This window comes from Marinovum sp. E3 (assembly GCF_055755275.1).
The window spans coordinates 224,615-238,228 of record NZ_JBVTQV010000002.1; the positions used below are offsets into that span (position 1 = coordinate 224,615).

General features: G+C 62.8%; 12 protein-coding genes. 9 read left to right on the plus strand and 3 right to left on the minus strand.

Translation table 11 applies throughout. From position 1 onward, the window contains the following. Nucleotides 1-28 precede the first annotated feature (28 nt). From AC0J5K_RS18515 to AC0J5K_RS18540, 6 genes are all read left to right on the plus strand, one after another. Entirely contained in the window at nt 29-1,213 is a 1,185-nt protein-coding gene (locus AC0J5K_RS18515) for a mandelate racemase/muconate lactonizing enzyme family protein (RefSeq protein WP_274565542.1), read from the plus strand. Nucleotides 1,214-1,242: 29 nt separating this feature from the next. Further along, nucleotides 1,243-2,085: an SDR family NAD(P)-dependent oxidoreductase gene (locus tag AC0J5K_RS18520; protein ID WP_274565543.1), complete on the plus strand. Its 843-nt coding sequence runs from the start codon at nt 1,243-1,245 to the stop codon at nt 2,083-2,085. Nucleotides 2,086-2,123: 38 nt separating this feature from the next. Continuing rightward, nucleotides 2,124-3,122, plus strand: coding sequence for a Bug family tripartite tricarboxylate transporter substrate binding protein (locus tag AC0J5K_RS18525; protein WP_274565544.1), 999 nt, complete (start codon nt 2,124-2,126; stop codon nt 3,120-3,122). 70 nt (nt 3,123-3,192) lie between these two features. Continuing rightward, the gene (locus AC0J5K_RS18530; RefSeq protein WP_274565545.1) at nt 3,193-3,729 is read left to right on the plus strand and encodes a tripartite tricarboxylate transporter TctB family protein; all 537 of its coding nucleotides are present in this window, start codon (nt 3,193-3,195) and stop codon (nt 3,727-3,729) included. Nucleotides 3,730-3,740: 11 nt separating this feature from the next. Beyond that, nucleotides 3,741-5,252 carry a tripartite tricarboxylate transporter permease gene (locus tag AC0J5K_RS18535; RefSeq protein WP_274565546.1) on the plus strand — a complete coding sequence of 504 codons (1,512 nt, stop codon included), beginning with the start codon at nt 3,741-3,743 and terminating at the stop codon, nt 5,250-5,252. A 377-nt stretch (nt 5,253-5,629) separates the two neighbouring features. Next, the gene (locus AC0J5K_RS18540; RefSeq protein WP_274565547.1) at nt 5,630-6,394 is read left to right on the plus strand and encodes an SDR family NAD(P)-dependent oxidoreductase; all 765 of its coding nucleotides are present in this window, start codon (nt 5,630-5,632) and stop codon (nt 6,392-6,394) included. A gap of 281 nt (nt 6,395-6,675) precedes the next feature. Here AC0J5K_RS18540 and AC0J5K_RS18545 read toward each other — a convergent pair whose 3' ends face one another. From AC0J5K_RS18545 to AC0J5K_RS18555, 3 genes are all read right to left on the minus strand, one after another. Further along, nucleotides 6,676-9,336, minus strand: coding sequence for a TRAP transporter large permease subunit (locus AC0J5K_RS18545; protein ID WP_274565548.1), 2,661 nt, complete (start codon nt 9,334-9,336; stop codon nt 6,676-6,678). 10 nt (nt 9,337-9,346) lie between these two features. Beyond that, nucleotides 9,347-10,285, minus strand: coding sequence for a TRAP transporter small permease subunit (locus AC0J5K_RS18550; RefSeq protein ID WP_274565549.1), 939 nt, complete (start codon nt 10,283-10,285; stop codon nt 9,347-9,349). A gap of 166 nt (nt 10,286-10,451) precedes the next feature. Next, nucleotides 10,452-11,540, minus strand: a complete 1,089-nt coding sequence (locus tag AC0J5K_RS18555; RefSeq protein ID WP_274565550.1) for a TRAP transporter substrate-binding protein — start codon at nt 11,538-11,540, stop codon at nt 10,452-10,454. A 744-nt stretch (nt 11,541-12,284) separates the two neighbouring features. Here AC0J5K_RS18555 and AC0J5K_RS18560 point away from each other — a divergent pair. The 3 genes from AC0J5K_RS18560 (at nt 12,285) to AC0J5K_RS18570 (ending at nt 13,600) form a co-directional block, all read left to right on the plus strand. Further along, a complete protein-coding gene (locus tag AC0J5K_RS18560) occupies nt 12,285-12,581 on the plus strand; it encodes a hypothetical protein (protein WP_274565551.1) in 297 nt (98 codons plus the stop codon). Nucleotides 12,582-12,592: 11 nt separating this feature from the next. Then, nucleotides 12,593-12,721, plus strand: coding sequence for a hypothetical protein (locus AC0J5K_RS18565; protein ID WP_274565552.1), 129 nt, complete (start codon nt 12,593-12,595; stop codon nt 12,719-12,721). Between the two features lie 132 nt (nt 12,722-12,853). Further along, the gene (locus AC0J5K_RS18570) at nt 12,854-13,600 is read left to right on the plus strand and encodes a GntR family transcriptional regulator (protein WP_274565553.1); all 747 of its coding nucleotides are present in this window, start codon (nt 12,854-12,856) and stop codon (nt 13,598-13,600) included. Nucleotides 13,601-13,614 lie beyond the last annotated feature (14 nt).

Sequence of the window (13,614 nt, forward strand, 5' to 3'; positions counted from 1 at the left end):
TGTTCCACATTGTGGGGAGGAGGACGAAATGACCCAGCGAACAGCCCTTGCAGATGTCACGCTCTGGCGTGCCGACGTGTCGGACAAGACCGTCTGGTTGCTGCTGCGCCTGCGCGATGGCGCCGGGCGGGAGGGCTGGGGCGAGGCGACCTCTTTCGGCAACGAGGCCGAGATCACCGGGCTGGTGGCGCATCTGTCCGACCTAGTTCGGGGCGGCGATGTGCAAGGCGTTCAGCCGCTGCTCGCGGCGCTGCAACAGGTCGAGATTGCCCCGGGCCGCCGGGCGCTGTTGAGCGCGCTGGAGCAGGCAGGGCTCGACCTTGCGGCGCGCCGCGGCTGCCTGCCGCTGGCCGAGATGCTAGGCGGCGCGCGCCGCGATGCGGTGCCCTTTTATGCCAATATCAACCGCGGGATTGCCGATCGCAGCCCGGCGGGCTTTGCCGCCCGGGCGCGGCAGGTGATCGACACCACCGGCGCCAGCGCCGTCAAGATCGCGCCGTTTGACGGCTATCGCTGGGACCGGCTCGACTGGCCCGAGCGCCGCGCAGTGCTGGAGCAGGGGCTGGCGCGGGTCGATGCCGTGAGGGCCGAGCTGGGCACTGATGCGGATGTCTTTGTCGATTGCCACGAGCGCTTCGATCTGCATGGCGCACAGCAGGTGATTGCCGAGCTCTGCCGCATGGGCGTTGCCTGGATCGAGGATGTGACCGCCATGCATCTGACCACGCCCGAGAATCAACGCCGGCTGCGCACCGCCTGTCACGCCGGCGGGGCGCGGCTGGCCGGGGGCGAGAATGTCACCGATAGCGCCGGGATGACCGCGCTGATCGCCGATGGCGGCCATGATGTGGTTCTTCCCGACCTGCGCCTGACCGGGGTGCAGGAGGGCATGGCCATGCTGCGCCTTGCCGCCGCCTCTGGCATCTCAGCCTCTCTGCATAACCCGGTGGGCCCGGTGCTGGATGCGATCTCGGTCGAGTTGGCGGCGAGCCTGCCCGGCTTCCTCATCCTCGAGCGCCAGATCGGCGAAAGCGAGATGACCGCCCGTATCCGCCCGACCTCCGCCGCGATGGCGCAGGGACGGGTGGCCACGGCGACGGCCGCGGGCTTCGGTTTCGTGCCCGAGACAAGTGCGCTGGTGCCGGCCGAGGCCGGGACGCGCAAGGGCATGGCCTCTTTCACCGGGACCCCCGGCGCAGGGCCGGACGCATGACAGATACAGGACAGACAGGGGATACGCCCATGACCGCCGAGACAGGCTTTACCGGCCGAACCGCCCTCGTGACCGGGGCCAGCCGCGGCATTGCCGCCGCAATTGCCGGGGGGCTGGCCGCCGCCGGGGCGCGGGTGGTGATCTCCTATTCCGCCGAGGCCGATGCCGCCGCCGGCCATGCCGGCGCCGCCGAGGCGCTGGTGGCTGAGATCACCCAGGCCGGTGGCCAGGCAATGGCCATCGAGAGTGACATTGCCGAGCCCGGCGCGCCGGAGCGGCTGATTGCCGATTGCGCCCGCGAAATCGGCGTGATCGACACGCTGGTGCTCTCGGCCAGCGCCCAGGTCAATAAGGTGTTCTGGCGGCAGACGCCCACGGACATCGCCACGCAGCTGCAGGTCAATGTCACCGCCAATGTGGCGCTGTTGCAGGCGGTGCTGCCGCGTATGCAGGCCGAGCAATATGGCCGCATCCTGACCATCGGCTCGGTGCAGGAGGTGGCCCCGGGGGCGGAGATGCCGATCTATGCGATGACCAAGGCGGCGCTGCGCAACCTGGTGGAAAACCTTGCGGTGCAATGCGCCCGCGACAACGTGATGATCAACAATATCGCGCCGGGACTGATCCAGACCGACCGCAACGCCTTTCGCCGCGAGGACCGCGCCGGATGGCAGGAGTTCGTCCGCAGTGCCAACCCGGCCGGCCGCGCGGGCAGCCCAGAGGACGTGGTGCGCCCGGCGCTGTTCCTTCTGGCACCCGACAACAGCTTTACCACCGGCACCACGATCTATGTCGCCGGCGCGGCCCAGGTCGCCCGGTCCAGCAGTGACGCGGCCTGTGCCGTGTCGCCCGCGCTGCAAGGCGCAACCTGAGAAATCAAACACCACAGCAAGATCCCAAGGGAGGACACATGCTCAAGACCCTCATCAAAACCGCCGCCGTCGCGGCCCTGATCGGCCCCTTCGCCGGTCCGGTCGCCGCCGCCGAGGATTACCCCTCGCGCAACATCGAGATGATGTTCCCCTGGGGGCCGGGCTCTGCCTTTGCCATGGCGCAGATCATCACCAATGCCATGGGCGACGAGCTGGGCACCAATATCAGCGTTGTCTCGACCCCCGGTGCGGCCGGTGTGAAATCCTTCAACACCGCGCTGGAAAAGCCCGCCGACGGCTATACGCTGATCGATGGCTGGGTGGCGCCGCTGGTGCTGCAGCCGCTGGCCGGCAACACCGAGTTCACCCACAAAGATTTCACCCCGCTGTGGTCGGCCACCCGCGTGCCTTTCGCCGTGGTGGTGCGCAAGGATGACGAGCGCTTCCCCGATTACGACGCCTTCATCCAATATCTGAAGGACAACCCCGGCAAGGCGCGCTATTCCTCCGGCTCCATCGGCAATATCCCCCATATGGTGCTGGCCAAGATGATGCAGACCGAGGGCGTCTATGCCCGCAACATCCCCTATCCGCAGGATGGCGATGCCTTCAAGGACCTGCGCGGCGGGTTGCTGGATTTCAGCTTCAACGACCCGATCACATTCCAGTCCAACAAGGACGCCTTCAAGACGCTGGTGGCCTTCACCAACGAAAAGGACGTGGCCGCGGCCTATGACGAGAATACCCCGACGCTTGACGAGGTCGGCGTCGACATCGGTCTTACCGGGCTTGCGCCCTCGGGCTGGAACTGGTTCCTCGTGCACAAGGACACGCCGGCGGAGATCGTCGACACGCTCAACACCGCGATGGAAGCGGCGCTGAACCGGCCCGAGGTGCAGGAGAAACTGAAAGCGGCAGGCTTCCTGCCGACGATGTATCCGCCGGAGCGCTACGAAGAGATCGTCGGGCCCATCGGTGACCAGATTGCGGCGGCCAAGGACGCCATCACCTGGGAAGCCGAGCAACTGAAGAAGTAAGCCACTCACAGCTGAAACAGGGACGTTCCGGAGCAACCGGTGCGGCCCACATATGAAAAGGGAGGCGAGGATGACCGAGACAGCGACACCGGATCGCGACACCGGCCCAGAGGTGGTGGACCGCGTGGCACCCGGGGAATGGGTCATGCTGGCGGCCTTCACGGCTCTGGCGCTTTTTGTCTACCAACAGATTTACGGACCGCTTACCGCGGCCGGCTATGCCGATGGCGACGCGGTCAACAATGCTGCGCTGTTTCCGCGGCTGGTGGCCAACATGATCCTCGGGCTCTGCGGCCTTCAATTCCTGCAACTGCTGCGCCGCCGCGTTGTGCTGAGTGCCGAGTTCCGGCAGGGCAGCACACGCGATACCGCCTGGCGTTGTGGCGTCGGCACGATGGTGCTGCTGGCCTACTTGCTGGTGCTGCCGGTGATCGGTTTCTACCCGGCGACGGCGGCATTTCTGCTGGCGCTGTTCCTGCTGCTCAAGTCCCGGCCGGTCTGGATCGCGGCGCTGGTCGCTGTGCTGATGACTTTGGCGGTGGGCTATGTCTTTGAAGAGCTGTTGCGTGTGGTCCTGCCGCACGGGCGGTTCGGTCTCTCGCTGTAAGGACGCGCGCCATGTTCGACATTCTTCTCGCCGGGCTCGACAGCTTCCAGTCCTGGCAGGTGATCGGGGGGGTGATCCTCGGCACGGTGATCGGCATGGTGGTGGGCGTGCTGCCGGGCCTCGGGCCGCTGATCGGCATCATCCTGATGCTGCCGGTGACCTTTCACATGCAGCCGGTGGCGGGGATGGGCATGTTGATGTCGATCTTTGTCGCGGGCTCCTGCGGAGGGGCGATCTCGGCCATCGTGCTGCGCATCCCCGGCACGCCGCTGGCCGCCGCGACCCTGCTTGACGGCTTTCCGATGGCGAAAAACGGCCGGGCGGCGGATGCCATCGGGCTGGCGATTGCCTCTTCCGCCCTGGCCGGCGTCCTCGGCGGTATCGTGATGATCCTCGGCGCCCCGGCGCTGGCGGCGGTGGCCACGAATTTCGGCCCGCCGGAATATTTCGCGCTGGCAATCACCGGGTTGCTGTCGATTTCGGTTGTGTCGAACGAGAGCACGATCAAGGGGCTGATGACCGGCGCGCTTGGCGTGCTGATCGCCATGGTGGGCAGCGACCCGCTGTCGAACGCGGCGCGCTTTACCTTCGGCACCAATGCGCTGTCTGGCGGCATCCATATCGTAGCGATCATCGTCGGGCTCTTTGCCCTGTCCGAGGCGGCGTTTCAGATCCTCGAAGGCGGGTTTCGCAAGAAGCCAGAGGTGCAGGCGGTGCGGGTGTCCATGCGCGCGCTCTGGATGGCGCTGCGGCACTGGAAGAACCTTTTGCGCTCCTCGACCATCGGCGTGTTCTTTGGCGCGCTGCCCGGCGCCTCTGGCATCATCGCGTCGTTTACCGCATATGCCATCGCCCGCAGCCGCCCGCTGAAAGGCGATGCGCCTTATGGCGAAGGCGCCGAAGGCGGCGTGGTGGCAACCGAGTCGGCCAACAACGCCGCTTGCGGCGGCGCGATGATCCCGACACTGGCGCTGGCCATTCCCGGCGACGCGGCCACCGCGGTTCTGCTCGGCGCGCTGCTGCTGTTGGGACTGGTGCCGGGGCCGCAGATGTTCGCGCTGTCGGGCGATGCGGTGGGCGGCATCTTCCTCGCCTTCCTTGTATCGAACGTGGTGCTGTTCTTTGTCGGCATGCTGATGACGCCGCTGTTCGTGCGGGTGCTGAAAGTGCGCAAGCAATACCTGGTGCCGACGGTGCTGCTGCTGTCGATTGTCGGGGTCTATTCGGTGCAGTCCAGGGTCGATGACCTCTGGGTGATGCTGGTCTTCGGCATGCTGGGCTTCGGGCTGCGGCGCTACGGCTATCCGCTGGCGCCGATCGTGATCGGGCTGATCCTCGGGCCGATTGCCGAGGGCAGCTTCCGCCGGACACTGCTGTTTTCCGACAACGGCGCCTGGTTCATCCTCGAGCGGCCGATTGCCACCACCATCCTGGCCATAGACCTGCTAGTGCTGATCGTGGCCTTTACTCCTCCGGATCTGCGGCGGGCAGCAATGACGCGGCTGCGGACCCTGAAAAGCTGAACCGGCACTGAAACCGGGGCGAATGGCGATTGCCACCGGCCCTCGCTGGATCTGGATTTCTTGCTGGCTCTGCCCGGCGGCGCCGTCACGAGAATTTTCCCAGATCCAGCGGTGCGAAACCGCCGATTGCAAGCCTTCGGTTTGACAAATAAGTGCCGCGCTCCTAATTGCCACCGCATGACCAATACGCTGCAAATCCTGGGTGGCTTCGCCGACCAGATCTCCGTCATGGGGGTCTTTGTTGCGGCGCTGCTGTGCTGGATCGCGTGTTCCGCTCCCTATCACCGCTAACTGAAATTCGGACGGCCAGAGAGGCCGTCAACTGGTGAATGCACGCGCAAACCCCTTGCGAGGAGGCGCGCGCTCGGGAGAAAAACATGAAAAGATTTGAAGACCGCAGGATACTCGTCACGGGTGCGGGGTCCGGTATCGGGCAGGCCACCGTCGCCCGTCTGTTGAAGGAAGGCGGGACGGTCATCGCCGCGGATATCTCTGCCGATGGGCTCGAGAAGACCAGGGCAGCTGCGAAAGAGGCGGGCGACGACGCGCGCCTGAGTGTCATCGTGGCAGATGTCGCGGACGAAGGGTCGGTTCTACGCGAAATCGGCAAAGCCATCACGCTGGCCGGACAACTGGATGTACTGGTCAATGCCGCCGGCATCCTGCGCTCTACGCATACGCACAAGACGACGCTGGAAGAGTGGAACACTGTCTTGAAAGTCAACCTGACCGGCACGTTTCTGGTGACGCGGCAATGCCTGCCGGCATTGCTTGAGACCGGGCGCGGGGTTGTGGTGAATTTCAGTTCGACCTCGGCGAGTTTCGCGCATCCGTACATGGCGGCGTATGCGGCATCGAAGGGCGGGATTCAGTCCTTTACCCACACGATCGCGGCGGAATATGCCAAGCAGGGTCTGCGCGCGGTCGCGGTGGCGCCGGGCAATATCGAGTCCGGAATGACCAAAGCACCTGGCATCCCCGACGATGCCAACTTTTCCCTGTTCCAGAAGATGAGCCCGTTGATCGGCCAGGGATTTGCCAGCGCGGACAGCGTGTCCGGTATCATTGCCGCTCTGGCATCGGATGATGGGCATTTCATCACCGGCACCGAACTACGGATCGATGGCGGCACGCATATGTAGGGACAGGCCGACAATCCATTCATTGGTCTCAGAATAACGTCCATCTGCAAGCTTGAGAAAGGTGCCATTCCTCGCATGTCTGTGGGGAATGGCATGGAAGACGGTAGAAACACCTGTGCGGTTCAAGACCCAGCAACGCTGGACCTCAACTCCTCTGGCAGCAGGAATGCAGCCGTTCAGCGAGCCCCGGCCTTGCGACAGTCGAAGCCGCGCGCGGAACGGGTCAGAGCGTCGCTGCGGTTTTGGAGCCCATGGCAGTTTTTCTAATTAAGAAGATCGACCTAAAAATGGATCGAGATGTCGCGGTGGCCGGCGTTGCAGGCGGCGATGAAAAGCGCTTGATCGCGGCTGAGCCGCGCTTGCTGGCGGGAGCCGACCGTATCCGAGAGAATAGCGAAATAGGCCGCGAGGTCGGGTTCCAGATCCGACATTGCTTGCCGCCGCCAAGCGGCCTGCGTTTCGAAGGCCGCGACCGCAGCCGTCCATTGGGTGGAGGCCGCTGTTCGGTCCGGTGCCTGCGCGTCCAGGTCATCTGCCGCGCCTGCAAGGTCAGAGCGAACCTCGTTGGCGCCGGGAAGGGCCGCGAAGGCTGTGGCCAGATCGTCGACAGCCTGTTGCGCTACAACAAGTTCACCCTCGGCGATCAATCTTTCGAGCGCGCGCAGATCCGCTTCCAGCGCCAAAAAGGTCGCGTTCGTTTCCATGATCCCGATCAGTTCGGCCACTTCGCGATGCGCGGCATCGCCGGCGCGACGATAGCCATTTCGCGCGCGGTTCTCGGCTGAAACCAGTTCGGTGAACGCCGCATTCACCTCGGTCCAGCTCTCGGGAATTGTCGCTTCCATTCTGGCGCGTTCCTCCTCAAGCTCGGCAATCCGGCTTTCAAGCGTCGCGCGCAGGTCCGGATCGTCCTGGAACCTGAGGAAACTCAACTGTCTGCGCTGTTGGTCGAGTTTCGTGTCGATGACGCGCATGTCCTTCTGAATGTCGCGCACGACACGAAGTTGTGGGCGATAGGCGCCGGTCGCCGCGATGACGTCGGCCTCGGCGGTAAAGGCGTCGTCAAGCGTGGCGAGTGCGGTCTCGACGCTCTCAAAGCTTGCGGTCAAGCCTTCTGCGTATTTGGCAGGCAGGACCCCTAAGTCGAGACCGCGCATCGCCGCGATAGTCGACGTCAATGCGTCCGGCTCGTCTTCCAGCCGGTGGGCGACATATTCCTCCAGACAGTACTGAAGCTGCGGGTTTCGCGGTGGCGGAGCGGTTTCGCTCAGAAGCGACGAGCGGTTCGGCAGGTAGTTCACCAATTTCGGCAGATATCCCACGACCCCCAGCACGACCAATTGCAGGACGATGAAGACGATCACACCCTTGTAGATCTGAACCGTCTTGACCACCGCCGGCGCGACCCCGCGCAGATAGAACAGCGCAAAGCCGAAGGGCGGTGTCAGAAAGCTTGTCTGGATGTTCAGCCCGATCATCACACCAAGCCAGACCGCCGTGATGTTCGCGGAAGGATCGGACAGAAGGATCGGGGCGACGATCGGCACGACAACCACCGCGATCTCAATGAAATCGAGGAAAAAGCCAAGGATGAAAATCACCGCCATCACTATGATGAACTGAGTCCAGAAGCCGCCCGGCAGCGACAGCAGGAACTCGCGCACGAGGTCTTCACCGCCGAAGGCCCGGAAGGCGGCGGTGAGCATCGCCGCGCCCAGCAGGATGATGAACACCATGGAGGTGGTCTTGGCGGTCTCGATCATCACCTCGTGCAGGGTATTTTCGATCTTCAAGACCCGCAGACCGGACCAGACCAACCCGCCGATGATCAGCGCGCTACCCAGGACACCCAGCCAGATACCGGTCACTTCGCCGCCAGAAGCCAGCAGGCCCTTAACGTTCATGTCGTAGTTGGCGATTGCGACGCTGATGATCGCTAGCCCGGCAATCGACAGGAACACCGGGACATAGGTCAATCGGCCGCTGTCCTTGAGGCGGTAGCCCGCCATCAAAAGCGCCCCGGCCGCCCCGATGGACCCGGCCTGGTTGACGGTCGCCACCCCGGTCAGGATCGAGCCCAGAACAAGGATGATCAGGGCAAGCGGAGGAATAAGCGTCAACGCCACTTCACCCCAGAACCGGGCATCCCAGCCGTCCTCGTAGCGGACAGCGGGTGCGGACTGGGGCCGGATCAGGGCGTAGACCAGGATGAAAGCCATGTAGAACAGCACCAGCATGATGCCGGGCACGAAAGCGCCCAGAAACATCTCACCAGCGCTGGTCGAGGTGACATCGAACATCGACGGCATCGACAACTCGCCGGTTGCATCGCGGTAGAGCGCCCCGCGCAGGCTGTTCCCCTGGTCGGCGGCACTGGCGAGTTGGTCAGCCAGGATGATAAGAACGATAGACGGAGGGATGATCTGTCCCAGGGTGCCCGAGGCGGCAATGGTCCCGGCGGCAAGTGGCTGGCTGTAGTTGTTGCGCAGCATCGCAGGCAGAGAGATCAGCCCCATCGCGACCACCGTCGCGCCGACGATCCCCGTGGTGGCGGCCAGCAGTGCGCCGACAAAAACCACCGAAATGCCCAGCCCGCCCGGCACCGGTCCGAAGAGCCGCGCCATGGTGACCAGCAGGTCTTCGGCGATCTTCGAACGTTGCAGCATGATCCCCATGAAGATGAACAGTGGGATCGCAATCAGCGTGTCTCGTTCAACCTCCAGATAGACCCCTCGAAGGTTCGTGACCCCCGCCGACAGCCATTGTGACGGGCCGCTGGAATGAAAGAAGGCGTCGGTGCCATCGCCGAACAGCCACCCGGCCCCGGCGGCCAGCAGGACGGTGATGATCGCGGAGCCGGGCAATGCGAAGGCGACCGGAAACCCCGACCCGAGCGCGGTGGCCATGATGACGATCAACAGGAGGAGAAAGAACAATTCCATGGCGCGATCCTTAGACGGTCGTGGAGTCTTGCGTCGTGCCGCCCGGTTCACCGCGCGCATCGGCGACGGCCTGGAACAGGTAGCTCACGAATTGGATCAGCATGGTGATCGCAAAGACGGCGAGAAATCCGGCCATCTGGTACTTGATGAACATCCCCGAGGGGCCGGATTGGCTGATCTCGAAATTCCGGATCGGGGCGTTGATGATCGCCTGCGCCGATCCCATCCCGATCAGGACGATGGCCCAGCAGGTGATCATGCCGAACAGGATCGAGCCGATTGCGTTCACCCGGCCACGACGCCGGGGCCCGAAACCGGAATAGAGCACGTCGACGCGGACGTGACCTTCCTCCAGCAGCGTGTAGGCAGATGCAAAGAGGAACAGCGCGGCATACCAGTAGCGCACGAGGTCGCCCATGAAGGCCTGTTCGTAGCTGAAGACGAAGCGGGAAACGACGATCAGGAATTCGGCCAGAACGATCAGCAAGGCCAGCCAGACAAAGCCCAGTGACCGGCTGAACCAGGCGACGACAAATGCGGCAACGGTCAGCGGCACATGGATATGAGGCCCCACGAAACGCGACCGGCTCAGGCTGCGGGCGAAGTCTTCGGGGAAGAACTGGTCCAGCATGCCCTCGACCCGGAGAAAGGCGATGGCTGCATCGACGAGACCGACGAACAGGACGGTAATGAAGCAGGCCCGGATCAGATAGGCGTTGAAATCCGATATCGCGCGCGCCTCATGGCGCAGGCTGCGGTGCGATGTCCGCAGGACCCACGTCATGGCAAGAGCAAGCCCCACGACGTAGATCGCGACCAGCACGAATGACCGCAGGTCGCCTGAAAGCGCCTGTCGTGCGGGCGGAAATCCCCATCCGACAATCAGAATGTTGCAAATGAAAAAGGCGGCCAGAACGCCAAGCGTGATCCAGCCGAAAAATCTGACCATCGGGGCCGGTTGCCCGGTTCCGACGCTTTGATCGGGCAAACTATCCGCGGTCATCGTGAAACACTGTCATTTGCAACTGTCCTCAATGGCGTGAGAGTCCCCCGGGCTTGCGCACCGGAGAGACCCCAGTGACCGCGCGACCGCGCGGTCATCTTTCAACGGTGTCTCAGCTAAGGCCGAGAATACGGTTCCGCTGGTTCACGAAACGCGTCTCGAATTTCGCCATCATGCCGCCGTATTCCCGCAGTTTCTGCTGATAGGTATCGTTGATCTCTGCTGCCAGCGCAGAGTGCTCGCGGGTTTCCTCGTAGACTTCCTGCGAGGCGGCGCCGAAGGCACCCCAGACGTCGTCCGAGAAGTCGCGCACCTGAACCCCGTGCTCGTTGACCAGCCGCTGCAGGTACTCACCGTTCAGCGCCACGCCTTCCTCGAACTGGGCCGCGTTTTCTTCATAAGCGGCAGCGGTGATGATCTCCTGCTCCCATTCGCTGAGGCTGTTCCACCACGACGCGTTCATGCCCAGGGCAATCGCCGGCGCCGGTTCGTGCATGCCGGCGGTGTAATAGAACTGCGCGGCCTCGTAGAGCTTGAGGAAGAAGTCGTTGTAGGGGCCGACCCACTCGGTCGCATCAATCGCACCGGAGACGAGGTTTTCGTAAATCTGGCCACCCGGCAGGGAAATGGTGGAGACGCCCAGTTTTGTCATCACCGTGCCCGCAAGGCCCGGAATGCGCATCTTGAGACCGTTGAGGTCTTCCGGCGTGTTGATCTCCTTGTTGAACCAGCCGCCGGCCTGCGCGCCGGTCTGGCCGCAGACCACGGCTTTCAGGCCGAACTCGTCGCCGAGCTTGTCCCAGAGCGCCTGTCCGCCGCCGAACTTGATCCATGCGTTCCACTCCGATGTGACCATTCCGAAGGGCACGGTGCAGAAATAGGCAAAGGCGGGGTGCTTGCCGGTCCAGTAATAATCGGCGGCGACATAGGCCTGGCTGTTGCCCGAGGTCACTTCGTCAAAGCTGTCGAAGGCGCCGACGCGTTCGCCCGCTGCAAAATATTCTGCCTGGATTTGTCCCTGGCTCAACAGGTTGATGCGTTCAACCAGTCTCTGGGCGGAGGTGCCGAGCCCGGGAAAATCCCGCGGCCAGGTCGAGACGATGGTCATCGTTTTGGCGTTCTGCGCGTTCACCATTGGCGCAGCAAGCACCGTCCCCGCGGTGCCGAGTGCCGCAGATGTAAGAAATTTCCGACGTTCCATGTTCGGAGGTACTCCCGTTGACTTCGTTTATTGAAGGACTTCTCTTTCGTAAGAAGACGGCGCAGAGGCAATTCTGCCCGAACCCGCGAAACGGGCTCCAATAGTCAAAACCTAGGTGAAGGGCGCTCGTAGCTCTATCCGCGGAATTCGTGCGATTTCCGTGTTTTCCACGGCGAAGATGGTGGTTACCCGGTGATTGAACGCAACCGGACCGCCTCGGCTGACGATCCATGGTCCGGGCGGCACGCGGCTGGCGGCGGGACGAGCAAGACAGGGTCCGATCGTATCGGTTACTTGCCGGGTTGCAATTTGCAGCCCCTGCGCCGTCTTTCAAGGCCTCAGCTTGAGGTAGCTGATTTCGCGGACTTCGAATCCCCCTCCCCGCTCATCCGTAGGATCGACGGGAATAGTGCCACGCAGCCGTGAAACTGTCGGGTCATACCGGAACTGGACGGATTGAACACGCTAGACCCGCCCATTCGCTTAGGGAATGGACGCTTTCGGATCATCCGGCGCCTCTTGATCGGGATTTTTGCGAGGCCAGCCATGGACGAGGTGTTTCGCTGGATTGAGACGAGCGATCTCAGCTTCTGGATCCGATCGTCCCCGACGGTCTTCGCGTTTCCCGCGATACTGGTTTTGCATACACTGGGCATGGCATTGTTCGTGGGCACAGGCTTCGCCCTCGGATAGCGCCTGCTGGGTTTCGGTGCGGAGATTCCTTTTGCGGGCCTGCGCCGCCTGATGCCGGTTTTCTGGACCGGCCTCCTAGTGGTCTTGGCCTCGGGCCTCCTGCTTCTGGTGGCTTATCCCACCAAAGCGCTCACGAACCCTGTTTTCTATCTCAAAATGGCTTGCATCGTTCTTGCCGTCGCCTGTGTCCGTAGGGCCGAGCGCGTCGTGCTGCGAAACGCACCGCGCGGATCGCCGCGCGTGCTGGCGCTCCCGCTTGTCGTGTTGCTCATCGGATCAATAACGGGCGGGCGCTATCTGGCCTATACCTACACCCGGCTGACCGTCGACTTCGCGCGTGGCATTTAGGGAGGGCGCGGATGGGACCGGGCGACGACGTGCCGGCCCGTAGTAAGCTGATCACGACGGTCTCTTTTCTGTCATGGACGGGCGTGCTGGTCTCCCGTCGGCTGCTGACGTTCTACCGGCCGGAATTCATGCATCATTGACCCTTGCCTTTCGAACGGCGGTCTTCATAAATTGGCCGCGTCAAGTTTGCTTATACCCAACCGCCTATGACCATATACATGTCCTAAGTATATGCTATATAGGACATGTATTAACTACATGAGTACCCGACAATGCGGTCCCACCTTCCCAAGTACATTACAATCAAACATGTTCTGAAGGAACGGTTGAGCCGCGAGACGTCCAAAGGTTCCAGGCTCCCGACCGAAGCGGAACTCTGCGCGGAATTCTCGGTCAGCCGGATTACGGTCCAGCAGGCGATGCGGGAACTCGAGAGCGAAGGATTGGTCCGGCGCGAACGCGGACGGGGGACGTTCTACCTGGGCCCGGAACCCGGCAAACCGGAGCGGCGGGTCATCACGTTGATCGAATCGCTCCTGCAGGCCGGGCCAAGCTCCAAGGTCGAACTGATCAGCAAGCAGGTTCAGGCCCCGCCGGAGCATATCGCCAAGCGTCTGGATCTGCCGCCCGGGGCCCATGTGGTGATGTTCCAGCGCGTCGGGATCGCCGACAATGAGCCCGTGGTCCATATCAACAGCTACGTCCGACACGATGTCGGTATCAAGATTTTCGATATGGACGCACGCCTGTGCGAATGCACGATTGCCGAGATCCTGCACCTGGATATGGGCATGTCCTTTTCGCGGATGATCCAAAAGACCTCAGCCACATTGGCCAATCCGCAAATTGCGGACCTTCTCGAGGTCCAGGTCGGTGATCCGATCCTGGAGGGCGAGCGGTATTACTTTTCAAAGGATAATCTACCGGTCTTCTGTTCGGTATCAGGGTACCGCGCGGACCGATACAGCTTCGAGGTCGAATTTGATGGCACGGCGCTGAGGTTCTCGGACCAGAAGTGACCTCTGCAATAATC

Excerpts from the sequence above, each read along its gene's own strand:
- AC0J5K_RS18515 (WP_274565542.1), top strand. The coding sequence starts at position 29 with ATGACCCAGCGAACAGCCCTTGCAGATGTCACGCTCTGGCGTGCCGAC.
- AC0J5K_RS18520 (WP_274565543.1), top strand. The coding sequence starts at position 1,243 with ATGACCGCCGAGACAGGCTTTACCGGCCGAACCGCCCTCGTGACCGGG.
- AC0J5K_RS18525 (WP_274565544.1), top strand. The coding sequence starts at position 2,124 with ATGCTCAAGACCCTCATCAAAACCGCCGCCGTCGCGGCCCTGATCGGC.
- AC0J5K_RS18530 (WP_274565545.1), top strand. The coding sequence starts at position 3,193 with ATGACCGAGACAGCGACACCGGATCGCGACACCGGCCCAGAGGTGGTG.
- AC0J5K_RS18535 (WP_274565546.1), top strand. The coding sequence starts at position 3,741 with ATGTTCGACATTCTTCTCGCCGGGCTCGACAGCTTCCAGTCCTGGCAG.
- AC0J5K_RS18540 (WP_274565547.1), top strand. The coding sequence starts at position 5,630 with ATGAAAAGATTTGAAGACCGCAGGATACTCGTCACGGGTGCGGGGTCC.
- AC0J5K_RS18545 (WP_274565548.1), bottom strand. The coding sequence starts at position 9,336 with ATGGAATTGTTCTTTCTCCTCCTGTTGATCGTCATCATGGCCACCGCG.
- AC0J5K_RS18550 (WP_274565549.1), bottom strand. The coding sequence starts at position 10,285 with ATGGTCAGATTTTTCGGCTGGATCACGCTTGGCGTTCTGGCCGCCTTT.
- AC0J5K_RS18555 (WP_274565550.1), bottom strand. The coding sequence starts at position 11,540 with ATGGAACGTCGGAAATTTCTTACATCTGCGGCACTCGGCACCGCGGGG.
- AC0J5K_RS18560 (WP_274565551.1), top strand. The coding sequence starts at position 12,285 with ATGCCGGTTTTCTGGACCGGCCTCCTAGTGGTCTTGGCCTCGGGCCTC.
- AC0J5K_RS18565 (WP_274565552.1), top strand. The coding sequence starts at position 12,593 with ATGGGACCGGGCGACGACGTGCCGGCCCGTAGTAAGCTGATCACGACG.
- AC0J5K_RS18570 (WP_274565553.1), top strand. The coding sequence starts at position 12,854 with ATGCGGTCCCACCTTCCCAAGTACATTACAATCAAACATGTTCTGAAG.